Source organism: Hyphomicrobium sp. D-2 (assembly GCF_029872155.1).
GTDB lineage: Bacteria > Pseudomonadota > Alphaproteobacteria > Rhizobiales > Hyphomicrobiaceae > Hyphomicrobium_A.
Window position 1 is genome coordinate 873,864 of record NZ_JARXLA010000008.1, and the last position, 22,111, is coordinate 895,974.

Below are 22,111 nucleotides of genomic sequence, written 5' to 3' on the forward strand. Positions count from 1 at the left end.
TGATGATGGAGAGTTTATACCACAACGGAGCAAATCTGTCCCGGGCCGCACTGGGGAAGACACGGGCGAACGCGACTGATTACGTCTATAGATATCGGGCCGCCGGATTGCCCGTGCGTCCCCACTGGATCTCATCTGCTGCGAACGTATTGATGATCAGCTCCAGCGCGCCGGACGAGTTTGCTTGGCGAATGTCAGGTCAATCAGATTTTCTTGTGAGTACTTTGCGGTAGCGGCCCAAATCCCTTTGGATTGCGTCCCGCTGCAACGGCGACAGTCGCTTGGTCTTGAGCAGATCCTCGCCATCGGTAATCGCCTTGGCCCACAGCGGTCGGTGACGGCTCGTGATACAGGAGTTGGGACAACGATCTGGACTACACTGGGCCATCGAGGGCGTCGCTGCTTCTGTCTTGCCATTGAGACATAACGCCGTCGCTGGATCGAAAAAGCAGTCATTCATGACGCCGACGAACAGCGTTTTCGCTATGTGTGCTAGCATCGAGCGGACGCGTGTGGGATCGGCAATATGGCCGGGTAGCGGATCGAGCTTGTCGGCGGTGTGCTGCAATTCCCTCGAGATGCGCGCCGCGGCCGGACCCATCAGCACTTCGCCGCTACGGTGACGGTCGAAATAGGATAGTACGTCGTCGAGCTGTCCGAGACCACGCTCGCGCTCCACCTCGTCGCGGAAGCCGGAGGGGCTCGACCCAGCGTAGCCTTCATAGGCGGCGATGCTGGCATGCTTGTATTGGATCATGCCGGCGACGGTACCGAACGGTCGATTGGCAATGTGCCAAGCGACAGTACGCCGGAATTGTCGTGTGGTGATATGCCAGGGCTTGCCGTCTCGGCCGGGCGGAATGGCAGGCGCGGAGGGCGTGCTCAACTGCGCGTTCAGGTGGTCTCGGAACATGTTGAGACGGCGTACGATCTCGGCCCCGATGTGGTCCTTTGTGCCTCGCCTCTCGTGGAGGACGCGCCAAAGCGTATTGCCGCCGCGGCGCTCTCGAACGCGCTCAGTGAGTTGTTCGAGAACGTGGATCGCCTTGGCCACTGGTTCGATCGTCGTCCAAGTCTCGGGCTGGCCGCGGCTATCGCGGCGCTTGTAGATTTTGCTTTTCACTTGGTAGCGTTCGATGATGCCGTCTTCGCTCCGTTGGACCCGAACGCAGCCCGAGCGCATGGCCTGCACCTCGGCATCGCGCATGCCGCTGAGATAGGCGCAGACTATGTAGCAGGCGGCCTGCAGCATCTTCTCTTCAGCAAGCACTGTGGTTGAATCAAAGCGTGGCCGCCAAGAAAGCCCCGTGTCCGGGTCGTGCGAAATGGGCGTATCCATACCGCCGGCCTCGACACCGAGTTCGGCAACGGCCTCTATGATTTGCTGCTTCGTCGCTTGGCGAAAATGCGCACAGTCGACAAGATTGTTCTGATCGATCCCGATGTGCTGATAGATAAGAGTATAATTGACTGGCGGAGTCGTTGTTTTAGTCGCGGGATCGGTGCGGATGGAACCGTTAGGGGTAGTTGTCCAGATCGGCATGCTACGGCCGTTGGCCCGAAGGTGGCCGATGTAGGCGATCAATCGCTTGCGCCAGCGCTGTCGGCGTACTGCCGCAGAGGATCCCTCGTCCTTCGAGAATAGCTGCTTCTGCCGCTCGTTCAGAGCCTCGAGCTCGCCACGAGCGGCAAGGATGTCGGCAGAGAAGATGGTGATGTATTTAAGCGACCACTTGAGTAGTGGAGAGATAATCTCCTCCGGCAGGCGCGGCGTCTTATTCTCGCCAGGAATACTCTTTGCGCCTGTGAGCGTATAGATCGAGCGGCCGTTCCATGGCAGCAGCTTGAGCCCGCCGGAGGGCATGTACTCGCGAAAGTGATGGAGATCATAAACGACCTGCAAAAGGGGAGCGCTCGACCGGCGTTCCCGACCTTGGGTGATTAGGTGAGCCAGATAGGTATCAAGAAGGCCTTGATTGACGCCTGCGAGTTTGCACGAGCCTGTGATGTCAGCAACAAATTCGAGAAAGGGCCGAGCGTTGTTGAATGTCCGACGGATACTGACCGGCGGCAGCCGCATCTGAAAGCCTGGAACATCGAAGTTAAGCCGAGCATAGAGAAATTCCCTAAGCGTCTGCTCGACGGCAGCATCCTCGATGTCGTCGAAGTGTACTGTGAACTTATGGGAGCTCGCGTTCTCGCGAAACACGGCCGGCGACAAATCCCACGTGCCGTCTTCGAAGCGGGGCAACGCTGATCGCCTGTAGCCGCTCCGCAGCGGCGCACTCCGCAAGACCGGCTTACCATCGAGCGGATGCCGGAACGCTGCTGAGATAGGCGTGGAGACTTGCGTCATGTGTGTGCTTCCATGGGCAGATAAGGCTGATGCTCTAGCCGCCTTGCTTTCTCACGCGCATCGGCGACGACCGCCTCGGAGAAGGCTGGGAGCACCTGCTCGGTGATGCGCGACCAGGCGCGACCGAACTTCGGCCACCAATCGGCATCGGCAGTGTCGGCGCGGCGCGCGACGATGAAATCCAGGAATGCGATGATGGCCGGAAGCTTTCGCGCCGTAATGACGGCGTTGTGGCACTCGAGGCACCCCCAGAACGGTTCGGGACACGGTTCGCCTTCCGCGGCGAACGGGCTCTTGTGGAAGCCGACACAACTGGCAAGCCAGACATCTTGCTTCCCGTTCAGCACGCCGCGCGCTTCGGTGATGGACAAAGGCAGCTGGAGCGAGGCCGGGTCCTTCCGGGCGGCAGCTTCGTTTTCGGGCGTCAACAGGACAGGCTCGAGTGCCGAAGTCAGCGCGTCGCTCAAGCCGTCGGCAACCGCTCGCTCGTGCAGATGGCGCAGCGATGGCAGATCAGCATAGTGGCGCGCGGCGATCTCGGGGGTGTGACCGACGGCGAAACGGCCGAGATCACCCTGGGTCTTGGTGTACCAGAGCGACTTGTGGGTTTTGCGAAGATGAGTGAGAAGCAGGTGCAATGGTTTCCCATCGTCGTCGATGATGCCATGTCTTGCGACCCAGTTGTGCTTGAGCTTCCGGAAACTGCCGGGGAAATCACCGAGGAGACGGCCAAGATTGAAGTAGACCCACAGATTCTCACTCGGCTTGTGCTTCCGCGCAGCCGCGGTGAGTTCGATAATCATTCGAATGATCCCGCCCGCGGTCGACGAGGCACCGTCGCGGACACGCAACCGCTTCCACTCTGATCCACGCGCGCGCCGCTTGCAGTATTCGATTTCGACCGTCCCTGCCGCCGGATTGCGCAGACAGTCGACACGCAGGGCCTTGATGCACTCGGGCTCCAGTCCCGTTTCCAGGCTCAGTAGGACGAAAAATGGGATGAGATCATCGACGAGTAGATAGTGCCGGGCGTGAAGATTTCGACTTGGCCGGCCTACTTCCATGCCAAGCCGCCACGAACGGACGCGGAAATTTTTGACCTTCGAATAATCGAAGTGCACTGTGCCCTCTGTCTCAATCACAGCGTTGATCGTCTCTAAGCACTCGCGCAAAATGCTGTCTGAGTGCTCGATGGGGGGAGGCGACTTAATCCGTTGCGCAATGGCCAGGACGTCGGCGCGTGCGGCATCGCGAAGCTGTTTGGCAACGTACCTGCTATAGGCATCGCGCGGCGTCGAGCGAGCCAAGGGGCGTGCGCTCGTGTAGCGCAGACGTTGCTGCAGTTTCTCATCGACGACTCCAGGCAGACCTGCGTCCACTGAGCGCAGAACGCTGATCACGTGAGCGAGAACGCAATGGCGAGCTTTGGTGCCTTGCGCTTCGAGCCAGCTCTCGAAGCCGTCGATGTGCTCGGCGCGCAGGTGCTCTGGGCCCTCGACTTTGGCTTCCTCGTCGAGAAATCTGAAGAAGCGCTTCAGCGCCTGGGCGCGACTAGCGACGGTCTTGCGCACTACCGTCGGTGCCAACTCCCTTAGCGCCGCACCGAACGCTAGTGCCAACCTGCGTTGCCTGACCTCAACGAGGTCGACGAAGGCGGCACCACCGTGTGCCGTATCGACGGTGAACCGGAGACCTGTAATGGAAGGCGTTCGCTTTTCAGATGGTTTAGCGCCCGCAGACATGAACGAGACACGCCGACCACGACGTGGGCGATCCTTCTTCCCACTCATGCTGCGACTCTCACGACTGATGGCGACGTGATCCCGGAAAGTAACTCCTCGACGGCGGTATCGACTGTGTCCTGGCACCCCGCGAGATGGTCAAGGTAGAGGTAGGTGGTGGCTACACTTGAATGACCGAGCAGTCTCTGAACCTGCTGCAGGGGGTCGCCCAGCAGCCGACGGTAAGCGACACCCGATAGTTCGTTGTCGTTCGAGGTATCGCCGAACCGCTGCCGAATGAGCAAGGCAAGCATGTGTACGGCGAAGCTATGACGTAGCTGGTGCGGACTAACTTCGAAGGCGAGGTCCGCGTCCTGGCAACGCCGCGAAGCGCGAGCAAATATTGCCTCCCAGCTGTTGGGCGCGATCGGTATGCCTATCTCGCTGAGCCATAGTGCGGCGGGCTCAATGGGTTTGCCGCTGTGCTCGCAGAGCACGAGCCGCCGCCGTTCTTCGGGGGTCACAGTCTCCAGTCGCAGCGGTTTACGATTCCCATTTCTCGACATAACTTCGATCGTGCCGTCGTTGATGTAGGCCATGATTGGGCCGCGCATGCGTTGCGAGCCGTCACGTGCCTGGAACTTCGCTACGCCGTTCGCCCGCTCAACCTCTAGGTAGCTGCGAAGCCGTGAGAGCAACGAAGCCGGAATGCGGATGGTGCGGCCCTTGTCACCCTTAGTGAGTGCAGCAGGAAGACGGACCGCGACCTGCTTATCGCCGTTGGCTGTCGTTTTGATCGCCTCCTCGACCTCGCACGCAAGGAATGACGAGGCTTCCTCGAGCCGCAGCCCAGTCGAAATGAGCAGATCGGCAAACAATGCGTTGCGGCTGCCATTGCGATCGCGCGCGCCATGCCGCTCCCCACCATCAACCGCCAACCCGCGCAGCCCGACATCACGGAACCGGCGGTAATCTTCGATAGTGATGAATTTTACGTCGGATCGTCTCGCGGCACGTTCGTATGCTTGGTTGCGGGCAATAGTGATCGTACGGCCTTGGCCGGGCTGTATCCGGCGCCACACATCGCGATATGTGAATGGGCTTTGTGCAATTACGCTTTCTTCGACCGCCCACCGGTAGAGTTTGTCGAGGGCCGCAACTGCACGATTCCACGAAGAGGCCGAAATACGGTTTGCAGCGTCGTCTTGGCGACGGGCACGATGATAGCTATCAACGTCGGCACGCGTGGCTTGCCAAACGGTCTTGCTTCGAGCCTCATCGAGAAACCGAACCCATACAAGCAGATCGTAAGCGTAGCTGCGCACGCTGTGGTGGGAGCGCACTCCGTTGAGCGGCAGATCCGCCAAGAAGCGATCGAGGTTGGCGTCGTAGGTGTCGCCGTCCCGGCGAATACTTGGGGCTTGCCCTTGGCGGCTCCAGCCCGACGCCACACCCTCCACGGCCGGTAAGGCACGGTGTTCCAGCAAAGTAATCATGGACGAGATCCACTCTCGACGCATGCACTTGGGAAATTGCCCCTTCGCATTGGAAGAAGACTCCCGCGCGCGGGAGGTCTTCTTCCAATGCGGCAACTACGACAACTGGATCAAACTAACAGCGCGAGTCTATATTCATTGTCCAGATAATCCTTTGCCAGACTGTCCAGATAAGACATCGGGATCATCGATGGCATAGGTGGCCAGCTTGTGGTCGGGTGAAAAGAACTGCCAGACGGTTGTTTTCTTGAAAATGAGGTCCGGATCCTTCGCCAGAGCAGCCGCCGCCGTTAGCGTTATCAGACCAAGGCAGAGGGCAAGGGCGCGCATTCCGATATTCTCCCGATTGACGCCGGTGGATCGACGATTGCAGATGGCGATAGCGGCGGCAGGCTGCAATGCTCCGCAGGCATCATCGGCGACCTGCCACGCCTGCGGCCAGTTAACCGCAGACGATTTTTTAGCAATTTTGGAGAACGCAATTGGCACGGCAACCGATCAGCGTCGCGGCGAAAGTTTTTGCGGTAGTCTGCGGGCTAGGGCCGCCTCATCGGTGGCCTGGTCGGCTTGGTGCTGTTGGGAGCTTCCGGTGGTCGACCAATTTTTACGACGGCTCGCGAACCGTCACGGACGTGCTGAACACCGGTTTTGGATGGCTGCAGATTTCATACTTTATCGGGGCGGTTCCAGCGGCGATCTGTGGGTTGGCGCTGGCGGCTTGGGTCGCGTGGGGGCGGCCGATCACGGTGTCGGCCTGCGTGGCGGCGTCGCTGATCTATCCTGCGGTACTGGCAATGACGGCTTTTTTTGCAAGGGATTCGATGGGAAGGAGCGTGGTGTTCTTCCATGCTGTCATCGTCGCCGGCTTTTCGCTTGCGGCCGTGCTCGGGTGCTATCTGTTGCTGCGCGCCTTCGGTCTCGTACGCATCACCAATGCCGCAGGTGGGTGACGGCGCGCCCTGATGTGCTAAAAGCCCGGGATGACCACACCCCGCAAAGCGCGCAAATCGAAGCAAAATCAAGAGGCTCCCGGATCTCGTCCGTTCTGGGAGGTGAAGAATCTTGATGAGATGTCGCGCGGGGAATGGGAGATGCTGTGCGACCGCTGCGGGCTGTGCTGCCTGCTGAAGGTCGAGGACGAAGACACCGGCGACATTTATCTCACTCGTCTGGCCTGCAAGCTGCTGGATACGCACAGCTGCTCCTGCAAGGACTATGAGAATCGCAAGAAGAAGGTGCCAGACTGCATCCGCATCACGCCGGACATGATCGATGCGCTGCCGTGGTTGCCATACTCGTGCGCCTACCGCGCGCTGTCTGAAGGCCGCCCGCTGGAATGGTGGCACCCGCTGCTTTCCGGCGATCCGGAAACGGTTCACAGCGCAGGCATATCGGGGCAGGGCTGGATCCGCAGCGAGAAGGGCGTGAAGGCGGCCGACATCGCCCGCTACATACATTGGCCAGGCCACTTGAATCTTGTCTCGCACCGGCGACTCCTCTCCGGGGAGCCGGCCGCCGGTGAGAAAGAACCGAAGAAGCGTGATCGTGTGCCGGCTTCTGTGCTATGGCGCCCGCATGGGTGGCGCTTCCGCCGCCGATCAGCCGTTCCCTCATCAACGAGACGAAATTAAAAAAATGGCGCCACCGCTTCTGCAGCTCAGCGACATCGCGCTCACCTTCGGCGGTCATCCGCTGCTGGATGGTGTGGAGCTTTCCGTTTCGGCCGGAGAGCGCGTGTGCCTTGTCGGGCGTAACGGCTCCGGCAAATCCACGTTGCTGAAGATCATCGCTGGTCTGGTTGAGCCGGACCATGGCGAGCGTTTCATCCAGCCCGGCGCGGTCATCCGCTATCTGCCGCAGGAGCCCGATTTCGCCGGCCATGCGACGACGCTCTCCTATGTCGAGGCGGGACTGACGGCGAACGATGATGTCCATCAGGCGCGCTATTTGCTGCAACAGCTGGGCATGACCGGAGATGAAGACCCGGCAAATCTTTCCGGCGGCGAAGCGCGCCGTGTAGCGTTGGCGCGGGTGCTGGCGCCGCAGCCCGATATCCTGCTGCTGGACGAGCCCACCAACCATCTCGACATGCCAACCATCGAATGGCTGGAGGGCACGCTCGCCAGCCAGCGCGGTGCGCTGGTTATCATCAGCCATGACCGACGGTTTCTTGAATCGCTTTCGCGTGCAACGCTGTGGCTGGATCGCGGTCAGGCACGCCGGGTTGAGGTTGGCTTCAAGGATTTCGAAGCCTGGCGCGATCAGCAGCTCGCTGAAGAAGAGGTTCAGCAACATAAGCTCGACCGCAAGATCGTGCGAGAGGAGCACTGGGTTCGCTACGGCGTAACCGGGCGCCGTAAACGCAACGTGCGCCGGATGGCTGAGTTGGCGGATTTGCGCCAGCAGCGGCGAGACCATCGCCGCGCTACGGGCAAGGCGGTTATCGATGCGGCGCAGGCGGATAAATCGGGCGCGCTCGTATTCGAAGCCAAGAATATCAGCAAACGCTATGGCGAACGCTCGATCATTGAAGGCTTTTCAACTCGCATCATGCGCGGCGATCGCATTGGCATCGTTGGGCCCAACGGCTCCGGCAAGACGACGATGGTCAGCATGTTGATTGGCGAACTGGCGCCGGACAGCGGTGAAGTGCGCATGGGCGCCGGCATCGAGATGGCGTCGCTTGAGCAGGATCGTGACAGCCTCGATCCGAACTGGACGCTGGCCGAAGCGTTGACGCGCGGGCGTGGCGATCAGGTGTCAGTCGGCGGCAAGACGAAGCACGTCGTCAGCTACATGAAAGATTTTCTGTTCCAGCCGGAGCAGGCGCGCACGCCGTTGCGCGTGCTGTCCGGTGGCGAACGCGGACGTATCATGCTGGCGCGCGCGCTGGCCAAGCCTTCAAACCTGCTGGTTCTCGACGAACCGACCAACGATCTCGATCTCGAAACACTCGATGTGTTGGAGGAGATGTTGGCGGATTATTCCGGCACCGTCGTTCTCATCAGCCATGATCGCGATTTTCTCGATCGCGTCGTGCATTCGGTGATCGTGCCGGAAGGCAACGGCCAGTGGAGCGAGTACGAGGGCGGTTATTCCGACATGCTCGGACAGCGCGGCAGCGATCTTTCCGGTCGGGCGACGGCTAAGTCAAAGACAGCGAAAAGTGCAGGCGCGTCGGATGCAGCGGCGGAGAAAGCTGCCAAGCAGGCCGCGTTCGCTCCGGCGTCGAAACGCAAGCTGAGCTTCAAGGAAAAGCACGCGCTGGAAACGCTGCCGAAACGGATGGCAGTGCTGCAGGAAGAGGCCAAGCAGCTCGGTATGACGCTGGCTGATCCAAAACTTTATACGCGCGATCCGAATGCGTTCGCGGACAAGTCCGCCCGCCTCGCTGCGGTTGAAGCAGAGCTTGCCAGCGCTGAAGACCAGTGGCTGGAGCTGGAAATGCTGCGCGAGGAAATTGAAGGCGATTGACGGGGTTAAGCTGGCGGGTCGAGCGGCCTAGTCAGGTAGCCTGTCGCTAATGTCTCCACCCAGCATCCCTCCGTCAACGCCGTTCATGTTATATGTTGCGACGTCGCAATCGCATTGCTGCGCTGTTGCAACCAATCCAGTGCGCCTTGGGCTGCCCATGCGCCGGTGGCGAAGCACGCTTGCAGCAGATAGCCGCCCGTTGGCGCCTCCCAGTCCAGCATCTCACCGGCAACGAATACGCCCGGCTTGCGCTTCAGCATCAGGCACTGGTCGACCTCGCTCCACTTCACGCCACCCGCACTTGAAATGGCGGTTGCAAGCGGAGCCACACCGGTAAGCCGCAGCGGCAGTTGCTTGATGAGTTCAGCCAGCGCTTGCGCATCGAGCTCAGACAGCGGCCGGGATGCGCATTCATGCAGCAGAGAAATTTCAACCGGTGAAAGCGTTGCCACCTTGCGCAGAAATGTCGCCAGCGATTGCTTTCCGCGCGGCCTGGCGAGGCGTGCAGTCAGATCATCCAGAGCAATGTCCGGCCTGAGGTCGAGGTAAATCAGTGCCGAGCCCTTCGCCAGAATGTAATGGCGGATGTCAGCAGAGAGCGCATAGATCGCGCCGCCTTCAATGCCTCGCGCGGTTATCAGCGCTTCGCCGCGTATAGTTTCGGCATTGAACGTTACCGCGATGCGTTTCAGCGGCTTGCCTTCGCAGCGGGCTTTGAAAACATCCGACCATTCCGCCAGAAATCCGCAGTTCGCCGGCAATAGCGGCGCCACTTCCGTTCCCGTGTTTTCGAGCGGTGCAACCCAGTCCCCGGTTGAGCCAAGACGCGGCCAGCTCGCCCCGCCAAGCGCCAATATGGTGGCGTCAGCCTTGATGGCTTGTTGGCCGTCCGGCCCTTCAAACAGCAAGGCGCCGTCATCAGTCCAGCCACACCAGCTGTGCCGCATGTGGAAGGAGACGCCGGTCGCTGTCAGGCGCGCGATCCATGCCCGCAACAGCGGTGAAGCCTTCATTGCCTGCGGGAAAACGCGGCCGCTGGAGCCGACAAATGTTTGTTGGCCAAGCTCCTCGCACCAGAGCCGCACCGCGTCCGGCGGTAAAGCTTCGATCATCGGTCGGAGCTGTTTCTCGCTGGCGCTGTAGCGGGTCAGGAAACGGGGCAGGTCTTCACTGTGCGTTAGGTTCAAGCCCCCGCGACCGGCCATCAGAAACTTCCGTGCCAGCGAAGGCATACGGTCATAAACAGCGACACTGGTTCCGGCCTTGGCCAGCACTTCGGCTGCCATCAATCCAGCCGGGCCGCCACCGATGACGATTGCAGTGCCGATGCTACCTGTCTGCACGATGTTTCCTAAAACGGTTGGGGTGTTTCGACCACACCTAACCTAATAGCTATGTCTTTGGAATGCTGAAGGGAAAATCCACTCACGCCTAAGTCGCCATGGAACGGCATGGCATTTGTGCCGTGTTAGGCGCGGAACGACTTTCTCTTTGGTTTTGGAAATGCTTCCTCTGCGCCGGTCACGGCTTCCCTAGGCGGCGGCAGCGCCGCGCGATAAGTTGGAATGAAGGTATCAGATCCGGCTTGATGCCCGGTGGCTCCTGCGAAGCCATAATTTCACTTGGCACGGATCACCACGCTCGGGGCCCCACGGTATGAAGATTCTACTTGTCGACGATCATATCGTGGTGCGAGAGGGCGTTCGCAGGTTGCTTGCCGACCTCGGCGAGATGGAATTGCACGAGGCTTCGTCCGGAGAAGAGGCGCTGGCGTCGTTTCGCGCGTTGGCACCTGACCTGATCGTCCTGGATCTGAATCTTGCAGGCATCGGTGGCCTTGAACTTCTGCGTCGCCTCATGGCCGAGGACGACAGGGCGCGGGTTGTGGTGTTTTCCATGCACGCCGAGCCGTTGTACGCGGCACGGGCATTGCGTCTCGGGGCACGGGGTTACGTCAGTAAAAGTGCGGGAGCTGATGAGCTTATCACTGCGGTGACGCGGGTTGGCGAAGGCGGTCGCTATGTTGAGCGTGAAATTGCGAGCGCGCTGGCTTTTACGCAGCTTTCTGCGGAAGATCCTCTGCAGCAATTGACCATGCGCGAGATTGAAATTCTGCGGCTTCTGGGTGAGGGCAACAGTCTTGCAGAGATCGCGCAGACCATTGGAATTGCCTACAAAACCGTAGCTAACACCTGTTCCATTATTAAGAATAAGCTCGGGGTTGGCCGTACCGCGGATCTCATCCGTGTATCTATGGAAATGAAATAGTCGAGCTCCCACATCCGTTGGATGGGTTGGTTTTGCTCGGCGGTTCGCGCGCTGCGCGACTGATGCGATGTGCGTCAGTGCCGCTGCGGCTTTTTCCCCAAACACGCACTTCTGTGCTTGCAATTCGTCAGCATGCACCATAATCGTTTCGCAAAAATCAGAAAAATGGATCGGCACGCTCGCAATGCCCCGCGTTATTATTTTTCAGCATTCGCCTAGCTGCAGCGCGGGGACAATCGCCGGTCATCTGAAGGCCGACGGCGCTGAGCCCACCATCATAAAATTTTATGCAGGCGATCAGATTCCTGATCTCGATCAATTCAACATCATGATCGTCCTCGGCGGCACGATGGATGTCTGGGAAGAAGACGCTTACCCCTGGTTGCGCGAAGAAAAGGCAGCCATCCGCCATTGGGTGAAAAATCTGGATCGCCCGTATTTCGGTGTCTGCCTGGGGCATCAACTGCTTGCGGATAGTTTGGGCGGAGAGGTTGGCCCCGCGTCCGCATGCGAGTTTGATCTGGCGGAAATATCGTTGTCCGATGAGGGTATGTGCCATCGCCTGTTTGAAGGCGTGGAGCCGGTGTTTCGCGGTGTTCAATGGCATTGCGCCGAGGTGAAGCGCTTGCCCGTTGGTGCGACCTGTCTTGCTTCCAGTCCGCAATGCCGCGTGGCGGCTATGAGCTATGGATCGGCAGCCTTCGGGCTGCAGTATCACATCGAAGCGAGTGAGCAGTCGATCCATGAATGGGCAGATCCGGACGCAAGCAGAGCTGCGCTGGCGCGGCAATATCCGGCCAATTACGCAGTTGGCGTACAGCGACGCGTTTCAGAGTCCTTTGCCGATATTCTGGAAAACTCGCGGCGCGTCTACGATAACTTCATGCATGTCGCCATCGAGCAGATGCAGGATTAAGCCGCGCGCCAGCCGTACAGCCAATCGTATTGCCGCATCAAATGCTGAGGGCGCGAGATGCGCAGCACGGCATTGCGTGCCAACGCTGCGGCGCCGCCGAGATGATAGATGCGGCCATTGCGCTGTGACGCGGCAACGACGCGGGCTACGCGCGCGCGACGGCTGCTGGCATAGTCCGCCAACAGCTTGCCAGTTGGCCCCTGCCTTGATCCGAGCGTTGCGGCGAGAACTGCCGCGTCTTCCAGCGCCATAACGCCGCCCTGAGCAAAAAACGGCAGCATCGGATGGGCGGCGTCTCCGGCCAGCGCGATGTTGCCGATCGAGAGTTGAGCCGGCACGGGCAGTGTGCGCAGCGTCCAGCGCTTCCAGTCGTGTACGGGCTTGATGAGTTCGCGCAGCATTGAGGCTGAGGTTCTCAGTGCCTGCTTTATTTCTCCGGCTGCAACCGGCTGGTTCCAGCTTTCGCTCAGGTGCGTATCGTTCAGCACGACCACCATGGCCAGTTCGCGGCCTCCGGAAACCGGATAGTGCACGACATGCGCATCCGGCAGCAGCCAGATCGTTACAATTTGACGCCGTAACGGTTCCGGTGCAGCGTCCATGGGAATGACGCTGCGCGCGGCGCTTTTGCCGTATGGAGTCGGCTGCGCGCCGTCAAACAGCGAGGTGCGTACCGTCGAGCCGATGCCATCTGCTGCAATGAGGGTGAAGCCGTTTGCGCTTCTGCCGCCGGTTGTTGCAACACTCACTCCTGTATCGTTGGGAGTGATCGACGCGGCGGTGTCGCCCAGCGTGATGGTGATGCGCGGATCGGCTTGCGCCGCAGTCAGTAGAGCGGTGTGAATGTCGTGGCGGTGCGCGGTCCAATAGGGGGCGCCATGACGTTGCGCGATCCAATCTCCCAGTGGCAGCAGGGCAAGCTGCGCACCGGAGCGCCCATCGCGAACGCTTAGTGCTTCCGGTGTGCCAACCAATGGCTGGAGCCGTTCAGCTACGCCAAGCTGCTGCAGTATGCGCGTTCCGTTGGGGCCGATCTGGATGCCGGCGCCCTCTTCACTGTAGCTGGTGCGCTTTTCCAGGATGTGTGAAGCGATGCCCTGCTGCGCCAGTGCAAGCGCGCTCGCCAGCCCGGCGATGCCACCCCCGAGAATGAGTGCTGGGGCATTCGCAAGGTGGCTGGCGGCTGGGTCGATCATGGCTCGATTGGGCAGGTCGCGGCCGTGTTAGTCGGTGGCGGTGCACGATGCCACCACCACGTGCAGGCCGCGCGTGTCAAGCAGCTTCTTCAACCGGCGAGGTCAGGCAGCCCGGCGGGTCCGTCTCATCGGCGGCCAGACGCGGATCGTACAGATAGAGCGTCGAGCAGTAGGGGCACAGGATCTGCCCGTCGCTGCCCATGTCGAGAAAGACATGCGGATGATCGAACGGCGGCCGCGCGCCCATGCAGTTCAACTCGCGCACGCCGACGAAAATTTTCTCAACGCCATCGTCGTTGGCGAGATGGGGAACGGGGCTCGAAGCCATCGAATTACCCTGCATTATCTGATCCGTATCGGCGGACCATAGCCGCATGGAAAGTCAAATGATAGGGGTACGGCGGTCGCGTTTTAAGCAATGCTCCCGCCCGCAGAAAGGATCCAGCCCCGTGCGCACGTTCAGCTCCGATGGCACCGAGATTGCCTTTCTTGATCAAGGGGAAGGCGAGCCGGTTCTGCTGATTCACGGGTTCGCATCGAACATTGTCACCAACTGGATCGATACTGGTTGGGTCAGGGCGCTGACCGAGGCTGGATACCGCGTCATTGCCTATGACAATCGCGGGCACGGCCGCAGCGAGAAGCTCTATCGGCTGGAAGATTACGGCGCCCCGCTCATGGCGGAGGACGCGTGCAGGCTGCTGGATCACCTGGGCGTCGAGCGCGCCCACGTGCTCGGCTATTCGATGGGCGCGCGCATCTCGGCGTTTCTCGGGCTGGCGCATCCCGATCGCGTGCGCAGCTTGGTGTTCGGCGGACTGGGCATCAACATGGTGCGCGGATTGGCTGGCACCGGGCCGATCGCCCATGCGCTGGAGGCCGCCAGTATTGATGACGTGACCAACCCCACCGCGCGGACGTTCCGTTCGTTCGCCGAGCAAACCGGAAGCGATCTCAATGCGTTGGCCACCTGTATCCGTTCCGCGCGCGCGCCGCTGACGGCGGATGCGGTGGCAATGCTGAGGTGTCCGGTGCTGGTCGTGGTTGGGGACCGCGATGTGATCGGCGGCTCTGCAGACGAATTGGCGGCGCTGATACCGGGTGCCAAGGCCGTAACGCTTGCCAACCGCGATCACATGAAGGCCGTGGGCGATCGCAAATTCAAAGCTGCAGTGCTTGATTTCTTCGCCGCCGTGGATGCGGGCTGACAAACGGGGCGCGGCCGTTGGCAGCAGGCGCGGCGCTCGCGGGGGCCTTAAGAAACACTGCCCCTGAAATACGAGGCCCCGGCCAATCGGCGCTTACATCCCAAAAGACAAACGCGGGGTTGTCAGGGACATAGCAGCCGACCAAAAAGCCGGGGCCAAGACGCAATACACACTCGAACGCAGCACATACGCACAACGAATTGGCCGCCGCCGAGGGTCCGGAAGCTCCAGACAATCCAGTCATATCAAGATAGTGGCGGGCGGTCTTGTGCTTCCATTGCGATCGCGACATTTGCGCTGTGGAAAACTCTGCTGTGTGGTTGTTTTGCGCGACGATATCTGGGTTGCGCCGTTTTTGAGTCGCACTGCCGCCGGATTGGCCTGATCATCTTCGTCCCGGGAAAGATGGCAGGTTTACAGTCCATTAGGGTTACTGCGGTTAGCGTCTCGCATCATGCCATCTGTCCGTATCTGCGTCCTCTTTGGCATTCTTTGCTTCCCGTGGCTGCTCTCCGGCTGCGGTGGCAGTGCCACGCAATCATTCATCGCCAAGGACGAACCATGGCGTTCGTCAGAAGAGCGCGCCTGCCTTGCGGCCGGTGTTGTGCGTGAAAGCCCCTACATCAAGACCAAGCTTTCGCTCGGCGGGCCGAGTGCCTGCGGTGCGGAGCAGCCCTTCGAACTGGCGGCCGTGCGCAATGGCAACGTTACGCTGAAGCCAGTGGCGTATCTGAGATGCCCGATGATCCCGCAGGTGAACCTGTGGGTGCGGGAGGTGATCGAGCCGGCGGCATTGCGCTATTACAACTCGCCGCTGACGGAGCTGCGCATCGCTGGCTCCTATTCCTGCCGCCCGATCAATCACGCGTTCGGAGCGGTGCTTTCCGAGCACGGCCACGCCAACGCGCTGGATGTTTCCGGATTTGTGCTGGCGAACGGCAAGACGGTCTCGGTGAAAAAAGGCTGGCGCGGTGACAAGCGCGATCAGGCTTTTCTGCGCGAGGTGCGCGCTGGTGCGTGCCATCATTTCACGACGGTGCTTAGCCCGAACTACGACCGCAACCATCACGACCATTTCCATGTCGATCTGGCGCGGCGCGGCAAGGATGGCTTGCGCACGGTCTGCAAGTAGCTGGGCTCAGAGCCTTTCAGCGTTTTGTCGAAGCGCGGACCAGCTCTAGATGTTCGTTTTTGTCGTGCTTCTTGTCGGAAAACCGGTTCCCACTTTTCCGAAAGCACTCTAATCGTCGTCCTCATCGCAGGCGACGGGGAACTCAGCGCTCGGGTCCAAGCATACGATGTCCGGCTGCAACCGGCTGGCGCTGGGCGGCGCCGGATGCCGGGCGGCGAGAGCGGTGTGCGCGATAACAAGCGATACGAAGACGATCAGGCATAAGGGGGCGCGGTGCATGTGCGATATCCCGACAGCAAGCCTGGATTATACTGCGCCGCTTGCCCCGCGAAAATACCAGACAGCATAGATTGGAAGCCGTCAGGCTTGCCTCAGGTGCCGTGATCGCGCCGATGCTCTGAGTTTTAGGTGTTCAGTCGCTCACTGCTGATCGCGCTCGGCGAATGATGGGGCGTCGCCATCCTCGGCCTTGGCAGACATCTGCTCGCGCTTGGCGGCGAAATAGTCCTGGGCAGCATCCATATCCATTGCAGCCATCTCGCGCACGGCCCGCTCACGCAACGCGCGCATGGCTTCAACATCCATATCGTCGATGTTGATGTGCTGGGCATACTGCATGGCGATCAGGCCCGGGCCGTCATCGGCGGGAGTATAACGGAATACGTTGAACTCCATCACCTCGCTGCCTTCAGCCCAGGTGAGAAAATCGATGATGGCTTCCTTTTCATTGCTGACGTCGATGGCATAGTTCGCGTCTGGATTTGTTTCCTTCACCACTTTGCCTACGGCTTCAACAGCTGCTGCAGGGTCAGTGCCCATCTGCGGATAGGCATAGAAAGCAAACAGTTTCGACCAGTTCTCGACGGTTTCACCCTTGAGGGTGAATTCAGCCAGAGCATTGCCCATCGAGCCATCGGGCAGCGCTGCCTGATCTTCGAAGTTCAGCGTGTAGTGCTGCCCATCGAATTCCACCGCGAGCGGCTCAGCCGCTTTCGGCTCGGCATAGACCACGCCGCTCAATGACACGGTGGAGACGATCGCAGCTAGGATGATTGGCAGGACGCGCATCGGTGCTTGACCTTGTTATGTAGCGAAAATGACCGGTTAAAAATCACGGATGTCGCGTTCAGAAACGATACGGTCGAAAGGCTCGTCATCGCGGCGCACCCGATAGAGCGGCGAGCCTTCCTCAGCCTGGAGAAGCTGTTCGATCCGATACGAGGCATCGGCGATCATGAGACCGATTTCAAGGCCCGTCAGCTGCACGATGGCCCCGACTTCCAGTTCACGATCCGCCATCGCCTGAACTCCTTAGCTTCCGGCCGAGACAATAAAACCGGCAATAGCGATGTCTAACCTCTGCAGCCTGAAGGATGCGTGTTGCCGTTGTCTAAAAATCGAAGGATCGAAATATTTCAGCGTTCCGTCGGTGTTTGGTGGTTCGTCCATCAAGTGCGTCGATGAAATCGGAGCAATGGAGAAACCGATGCGGCTGCAAATCGTTAGGGCATTAAGGCATCGCGATTAGCCGGTGCGGCCCGTGGATATAAAGCCGAGGTTTCCGTGTTTCCTTCTGCCGTCGATCATTCTGCCGCTCCCGTCACCGAAGAACTTTCCGACCGTCTGCGACTATTGCACAGGCTGAAGTCTAGCCGGCGACTGTCGCAACTGCTGGCGGCGCCGCTGAGCGATGAAGATCAGGTCGTTCAGCCCATGGACGACGCCAGCCCGACGAAGTGGCATCTGGCGCACACGACCTGGTTCTATGAGACATTTCTGCTGAAGCCGCATTGTCCGGGCTATCGCGAATATTCACCGGACTTCGCCTATTGCTTCAACTCGTATTACGAGAGTCACGGCAAGCGTCAGGCTCGCAATCGTCGTGGATTGCTGACGCGGCCGTCGGTGGATGAGGTGCGCGGCTATCGCGCTCATGTCGATGAAGCGCTGGAGCGAATGTTCGTCAGTGGTTTTATCAATGATCGATTGGATGGGCCGGCGGCTATCGTCGAACTTGGAATCAACCACGAGCAACAGCATCAGGAGTTGCTGCTCACGGACGTGCTTTGCCTTTTCGACGCTCAGCCATTGCATCCGGCATATCGTACGCCGGCGCCGTGTCGCGATCAGACCCATCACGGCGATGGCGCAGCTTTCATTGAGTTTCCAGGCGGTATTTTTCCGGTTGGATTTTCCGGTGCAGGCTTCTGTTACGACAATGAAGGGCCGCGTCACGATGCGCTTCTGCAACCCTTCCGCCTTGCTCACCGTTGCGTGACGAACGCTGAATGGCTGGCATTCATGGACGATGGCGGCTATCGCGATCCGCTGCTCTGGCTTGCCGATGGCTGGAGCGCGATCAACGTCAACGGGTGGGACGCGCCGGGATATTGGCGGCAGCGCGATGGCGATTGGCATCAGATGACGCTTGAAGGTCTGGTGCCGGTGAGGCTGGCGGCGCCGGTTGCGCACGTCAGTTATTACGAAGCCAATGCCTTCGCGAACTGGGCGGGCAAGCGGCTGCCGACCGAGTTTGAATGGGAAGTTGCAAGCACCGGTGTCGGCATGGCGGGCAACGATCTCGGCACCGGACACATGCGTCCGCAACCTGCCCCTGTGGGAGCTGAAGGCGAACTCACTCAGATGTTTGGGGACGTGTGGGAGTGGACGTCGAGTGCCTATCTTCCCTATCCGGGCTATCGCGCGGCTCCGGGTGCGCTCGGCGAATACAACGGCAAGTTCATGGTCAGTCAAAACGTTCTGCGCGGCGGTTCTTGCGTGACGCCGCCGGGGCACATTCGGCGGACATACCGGAACTTCTTTTATCCGCACCAGAGATGGCAGTTCACGGGGGTTCGTCTGGCGGAGGATGTTGCATGAGTGAGGCGAACAAGAAATCAGCGGCAAGACGCTCTTCGGATTTCAGTCGAGAGAGGCGGGTGCCGTCGTTACCGGAGCAGAGTTTTTTTGGCGCCTGGTTCACCTCGGATCGCGAGCGCGACAGCATAAGGAACGGCGGTCATAGCGGATCGCGCCCAACCTTTTGCAGTTCCAGTGGCCGTGCTGACCCTGCTGCCGGTTCGGATTTTTCTGAGGCGTTGATTGCCGGACTGTCCGCGCCGCAAAAATCCATTCCGAGCCGATTTTTATATGATGCGGCGGGCAGCGCTCTATTCGAGAAGATAACGACGCTGCCGGAGTATTATCCAACCCGCACCGAGACAGAAATTTTACGGCATCAGGCGGAGGAGATCGCGGCGATCGTTCCGGATGGCGCGGTGCTGGTTGAATTCGGGTCCGGCTCCAGCACCAAGACCGAACTTTTGCTGGAGCGGATGGAGAATTTGCACGCTTACGTTCCGATTGATATCAGCGCGACTGCCTTGCAGGACGCAAAGGCACGCATCGCTGAACGGTTCCCAGCGTTGCGCGTCATGCCGATCGAAGCTGATTTCGCGCAACCGATAGCCATACCGCCGGAATTTTCTACAAGGCCACTGTTTGGCTTTTTTCCTGGCTCGACGATTGGGAACTTGCGTCCCGTCGATGCTGTTGCGCTGCTGGCCAGCATGCGCCGGACATTGGGTCCAGACGCGCACCTGATTATCGGAGCGGACCTGAAGAAGAACGTTCGACGTCTCCTTGCCGCTTATGACGACGCCGATGGTGTGACAGCGGCTTTCAATCTGAATCTGCTGGCGCGTGCCAATCGTGAACTGGACGCCAATTTCAAGCTCGATCAGTTCAAGCATTCGGCCACCTACGATATGCGCAACGGCAGGATCGATATGCATCTCGTCAGTCTGCGGGAGCAATGGGTGGACGTCGGCGGGCGCCGCTTCCATTTCGATGCCGGAGAGCAAATCCATACGGAGCACTCACACAAGTACGAGATAGACGGCTTCCATACGCTTGCCGGTGAGGCAGGCTGGCGGCCTCAGGTGGTGTGGACCGATGCAGAGCACCTGTTCAGCGTCCATGTGCTCGTTGCTGACGCGTGAAAGATAGCCGTCGCCTTGCGAATTGAGCTACAAGCGCGTCATGGCATGGCAAAAGGGCGGCCCCGGCGCGCGGCGCGGATACCACCACGGGAATCTGCGTGAAGCATTGATCGCTGCGGCACTTGAATTGATCTCCAAGAAGGGGCCGGCGGGCTTCACGTTCGCCGATGCCGCGCGTGCGGCCGGGGTTAGTCCCGCAGCTCCCTACCGCCATTATCGCGATCGCGACGCACTTCTGGCTGACATCGCTCGCCGTGGCTTCGATGCGTTTGCCGATGCACTGGCGCAAGCCTGGAATGACGGCAAGCCAACGCCCAGAGCAGCCTTTGAGCGTGTCGGGCGGGCCTATCTGGACTTTGCAGCCAAGGAGCCGGCGCAGTTTTCGGCGATGTTCGAATCCGGTTTGCCCATGGGCGATTATCCGGAAGTGCGAGAGGCGGGTGAGCGCGCATTCGCCGTTCTGCGTCAGGCCTGCGATGCATTGGCTGCAACGTTGCCGCCGGCAAAGCGTCCGCCGTCGCTGATGATGGCGCTGCATATCTGGTCGCTCAGTCACGGCATCGCTGCGCTGTTCAGTCGTGGCGATGCTGCACGTCGTCCGATCCCGATGTCGGCGGAAGATCTGCTTGAAGCAGCGGTGCTGATCTATCTCGATGGTCTGGGCGTCACGTCGGACAAGTAGCGCGTCGCGCGGTGTGCGATTGCGCATTCATCGTGCGTTGTGTGTGATGCGCACGATGAGTTTGCACACAGCATGCAAACGCTTAATGCATCAACGTTGAAACCGATGTATACGTGAGGCGGCATCGCGCGCGAGTAGTGGTGCGCATGTAGTTAGCAAAGACGGGTTTCAAAATGGCAGCGAACGAGAAGACCTCACCGGCAGTTGCGCGTATTGCAGCGAAGGGCATCAAGGCTCCCGGTACTCTCACTCACAACGAGATCAAGAAGCTTGCCGCTTCAGCTCTCACACAGGCAGCGGATGCTCCGAAGAAAGAGCCGGCCAAGAAGAAGGCCGTGCGCAAGGTTGCTTCCAAGCCGATCAAGGCCAAGCCTGTGAAGGCGAAGGCGGTAGCAGCAAAGACGACTGCTGCGGCGAAGAAGGGTGCAGCCAAGAAGGCTGTGAAGAAGCGCGTTCCGGCAAAGAAGCGCTGACGCATTGAGGCGAACGTTGCAACGTTCGTCGTGCGGTACTGATCCGATTATCGAGATCTCATGCATCCGACGGGCGAGATTAGCCCTCACGACGTTTCTCCCGTCGGTCGCATGATGCCGCTAGGTTGATCATTCTAAGTCACGCGCGCTGAGCCACGATCCGGATGGATGTCTTATCCGGCGAGTGAGCTGGGTGTGGTAACTGGCAGATGTCGTGGCCAGTCCATTCTCTGGGCGGTGTGACCATTGACAGTTCTGCTCAGGATCCAGCTTCAGGTTTCCCCGCCGCGCTCTGAGAAGCGCGACGGTGCGCGCTGTGCGGCCTGATCGGCTATCTGCCGCTACATCGCGGCAACCGACTGGCTGAGTGCGCGTCCGTATATGCCGCGCGCATCGCCTTCATTTCGCGAAAAATCTACCTACATCTTAGCTGAGCACCGATCGCTTTTTTGCGTCTGCGCGAAGAGCGGTAGCTCACGAAATGCAGGCCGTTTGCGCTGATGCGTGGCGGCTGGAGAGCCGTGATCACTCGCGATCTTGGCGTGCGGGCGCCGCTCAATCGCCCGCCACGTTAAAGAAAGCTGCTGTGCGATCAGCGTTCGGATTTTCCCCTATCCCCTCTTGACGGCCGCCCCCGCCGATGCCACGTATGTGAATGTGATAAACATTCACATACGGAGTGACCTGCTATGAATGGGCTTGTTGCGACGCTCGACGACTACGGCAAACCGGCATGGATTGGAGCCATGGTCGTTGGCTTCATCGTGTTCTGGCCCGTGGGTCTCGCAATTCTCGCCTACCTATACTGGAGTGGACGCATGGGATGTGGTGGACGGATGAGCGGCTTCGGCCGCTGGCGGCGCGGCAACGGCGATCGCTGGGACCGCACTGTTGAGCGCTGGGGCCAGGAACTGCGCGGCTTCCCTTCGAGTGGCAACGCCGCGTTCGATGAGTATCGCGAGGAAACGATCCGCCGCCTGCAGGATGAGCAGCGCGAGTTTCAGGAGTTTCTGGAGCGGCTGCGCAAGGCGAAGGACAAGGCCGAGTTCGATCAGTTCATGTCCGAACGGCGCGCGCGTCCCGCTTCCGGGAGCGCAGGTGAGGGCCCGGTCGCAACCGCCTGACGGGATCGACCATCGCGCCTAACATCGAAGCCAGGGCGCGTGCCCTGGCTTTTTGTTTTTGGGA

Annotated in this window: 21 protein-coding genes; 12 read left to right on the top strand and 9 right to left on the bottom strand. The window is 60.0% G+C overall.

Translation table 11 applies throughout. The features are described 5' to 3' along the window. Positions 1-199: 199 nt before the first annotated feature. From QEZ49_RS16510 to QEZ49_RS16525, 4 genes are all read right to left on the bottom strand, one after another. Positions 200-2,356 carry an integrase gene (locus tag QEZ49_RS16510; protein WP_280388443.1) on the bottom strand — a complete coding sequence of 719 codons (2,157 nt, stop codon included), beginning with the start codon at positions 2,354-2,356 and terminating at the stop codon, positions 200-202. Next, complete coding sequence (locus QEZ49_RS16515; RefSeq protein WP_280388444.1) at positions 2,353-4,146, bottom strand: hypothetical protein; 1,794 nt, start codon at positions 4,144-4,146, stop codon at positions 2,353-2,355. Before QEZ49_RS16515 ends, QEZ49_RS16510 begins: the two co-directional genes overlap by 4 nt. Next, entirely contained in the window at positions 4,143-5,573 is a 1,431-nt protein-coding gene (locus tag QEZ49_RS16520; protein ID WP_280388445.1) for a site-specific integrase, read from the bottom strand. Before QEZ49_RS16520 ends, QEZ49_RS16515 begins: the two co-directional genes overlap by 4 nt. Positions 5,574-5,708: 135 nt before the next feature. Continuing rightward, the gene (locus QEZ49_RS16525) at positions 5,709-6,062 is read right to left on the bottom strand and encodes a hypothetical protein (protein WP_280388593.1); all 354 of its coding nucleotides are present in this window, start codon (positions 6,060-6,062) and stop codon (positions 5,709-5,711) included. A gap of 143 nt (positions 6,063-6,205) precedes the next feature. Between QEZ49_RS16525 and QEZ49_RS16530 the strand changes: the two genes are divergently transcribed. The 3 genes from QEZ49_RS16530 to QEZ49_RS16540 are packed head-to-tail and all read left to right on the top strand — an operon-like array spanning position 6,206 to position 9,047. Then, positions 6,206-6,523 (top strand): hypothetical protein, encoded by a 318-nt coding sequence (locus QEZ49_RS16530; protein WP_280388446.1) that lies wholly within the window; start codon positions 6,206-6,208, stop codon positions 6,521-6,523. Between the two features lie 30 nt (positions 6,524-6,553). Next, positions 6,554-7,204: a YcgN family cysteine cluster protein gene (locus tag QEZ49_RS16535; protein ID WP_348534824.1), complete on the top strand. Its 651-nt coding sequence runs from the start codon at positions 6,554-6,556 to the stop codon at positions 7,202-7,204. A 4-nt stretch (positions 7,205-7,208) separates the two neighbouring features. Further along, positions 7,209-9,047 carry an ATP-binding cassette domain-containing protein gene (locus QEZ49_RS16540; RefSeq protein ID WP_280388447.1) on the top strand — a complete coding sequence of 613 codons (1,839 nt, stop codon included), beginning with the start codon at positions 7,209-7,211 and terminating at the stop codon, positions 9,045-9,047. Positions 9,048-9,130: 83 nt separating this feature from the next. On the opposite strand, the gene QEZ49_RS16545 is transcribed toward QEZ49_RS16540, so the two are convergent. After that, on the bottom strand, positions 9,131-10,390 hold the full coding sequence (locus tag QEZ49_RS16545) for a TIGR03862 family flavoprotein (protein WP_280388448.1): 1,260 nt from the start codon (positions 10,388-10,390) through the stop codon (positions 9,131-9,133). 313 nt (positions 10,391-10,703) lie between these two features. On the opposite strand from QEZ49_RS16545, the gene QEZ49_RS16550 reads away from it, so the two are divergent. Both QEZ49_RS16550 and QEZ49_RS16555 read left to right on the top strand, forming a co-directional pair. Continuing rightward, a complete protein-coding gene (locus tag QEZ49_RS16550; RefSeq protein WP_280388449.1) occupies positions 10,704-11,315 on the top strand; it encodes a response regulator transcription factor in 612 nt (203 codons plus the stop codon). Positions 11,316-11,499: 184 nt separating this feature from the next. Continuing rightward, the gene (locus tag QEZ49_RS16555; RefSeq protein WP_280388450.1) at positions 11,500-12,231 is read left to right on the top strand and encodes a type 1 glutamine amidotransferase; all 732 of its coding nucleotides are present in this window, start codon (positions 11,500-11,502) and stop codon (positions 12,229-12,231) included. On the opposite strand, the gene QEZ49_RS16560 is transcribed toward QEZ49_RS16555, so the two are convergent. Further along, positions 12,228-13,427: an FAD-dependent monooxygenase gene (locus QEZ49_RS16560; protein WP_280388451.1), complete on the bottom strand. Its 1,200-nt coding sequence runs from the start codon at positions 13,425-13,427 to the stop codon at positions 12,228-12,230. The genes QEZ49_RS16555 and QEZ49_RS16560 overlap by 4 nt on opposite strands. A 76-nt stretch (positions 13,428-13,503) precedes the next feature. Beyond that, entirely contained in the window at positions 13,504-13,755 is a 252-nt protein-coding gene (locus QEZ49_RS16565) for a zinc-finger domain-containing protein (RefSeq protein ID WP_068460711.1), read from the bottom strand. Between the two features lie 121 nt (positions 13,756-13,876). Between QEZ49_RS16565 and QEZ49_RS16570 the strand changes: the two genes are divergently transcribed. Together QEZ49_RS16570 and QEZ49_RS16575 are read left to right on the top strand one after the other, a co-directional pair. After that, positions 13,877-14,635 carry an alpha/beta hydrolase gene (locus QEZ49_RS16570; protein WP_280388452.1) on the top strand — a complete coding sequence of 253 codons (759 nt, stop codon included), beginning with the start codon at positions 13,877-13,879 and terminating at the stop codon, positions 14,633-14,635. Positions 14,636-15,089: 454 nt separating this feature from the next. Further along, positions 15,090-15,767 (top strand): extensin family protein, encoded by a 678-nt coding sequence (locus QEZ49_RS16575; protein ID WP_280388453.1) that lies wholly within the window; start codon positions 15,090-15,092, stop codon positions 15,765-15,767. Positions 15,768-16,187: 420 nt separating this feature from the next. Here the strand turns inward: QEZ49_RS16575 and QEZ49_RS16580 are convergent, their stop codons facing one another. Together QEZ49_RS16580 and QEZ49_RS16585 are read right to left on the bottom strand one after the other, a co-directional pair. Continuing rightward, positions 16,188-16,835 (bottom strand): hypothetical protein, encoded by a 648-nt coding sequence (locus QEZ49_RS16580; protein ID WP_280388454.1) that lies wholly within the window; start codon positions 16,833-16,835, stop codon positions 16,188-16,190. 36 nt (positions 16,836-16,871) lie between these two features. Beyond that, positions 16,872-17,066 (bottom strand): hypothetical protein, encoded by a 195-nt coding sequence (locus QEZ49_RS16585; RefSeq protein ID WP_280388455.1) that lies wholly within the window; start codon positions 17,064-17,066, stop codon positions 16,872-16,874. Between the two features lie 264 nt (positions 17,067-17,330). On the opposite strand from QEZ49_RS16585, the gene egtB reads away from it, so the two are divergent. The 5 genes from egtB (at position 17,331) to QEZ49_RS16610 (ending at position 22,047) form a co-directional block, all read left to right on the top strand. Then, positions 17,331-18,647 (top strand): ergothioneine biosynthesis protein EgtB, encoded by a 1,317-nt coding sequence (gene egtB, locus QEZ49_RS16590; RefSeq protein ID WP_280388456.1) that lies wholly within the window; start codon positions 17,331-17,333, stop codon positions 18,645-18,647. After that, the gene (egtD, locus tag QEZ49_RS16595; RefSeq protein WP_280388457.1) at positions 18,644-19,768 is read left to right on the top strand and encodes an L-histidine N(alpha)-methyltransferase; all 1,125 of its coding nucleotides are present in this window, start codon (positions 18,644-18,646) and stop codon (positions 19,766-19,768) included. The genes egtB and egtD overlap by 4 nt, the downstream gene beginning before the upstream one ends. Before the next feature lie 40 nt (positions 19,769-19,808). Continuing rightward, positions 19,809-20,450, top strand: coding sequence for a TetR/AcrR family transcriptional regulator (locus QEZ49_RS16600; RefSeq protein ID WP_280388458.1), 642 nt, complete (start codon positions 19,809-19,811; stop codon positions 20,448-20,450). Positions 20,451-20,623: 173 nt separating this feature from the next. Further along, complete coding sequence (locus tag QEZ49_RS16605) at positions 20,624-20,923, top strand: hypothetical protein (RefSeq protein WP_280388459.1); 300 nt, start codon at positions 20,624-20,626, stop codon at positions 20,921-20,923. A 689-nt stretch (positions 20,924-21,612) separates the two neighbouring features. Continuing rightward, the gene (locus QEZ49_RS16610) at positions 21,613-22,047 is read left to right on the top strand and encodes a DUF2852 domain-containing protein (RefSeq protein WP_280388460.1); all 435 of its coding nucleotides are present in this window, start codon (positions 21,613-21,615) and stop codon (positions 22,045-22,047) included. Positions 22,048-22,111: the final 64 nt, after the last annotated feature.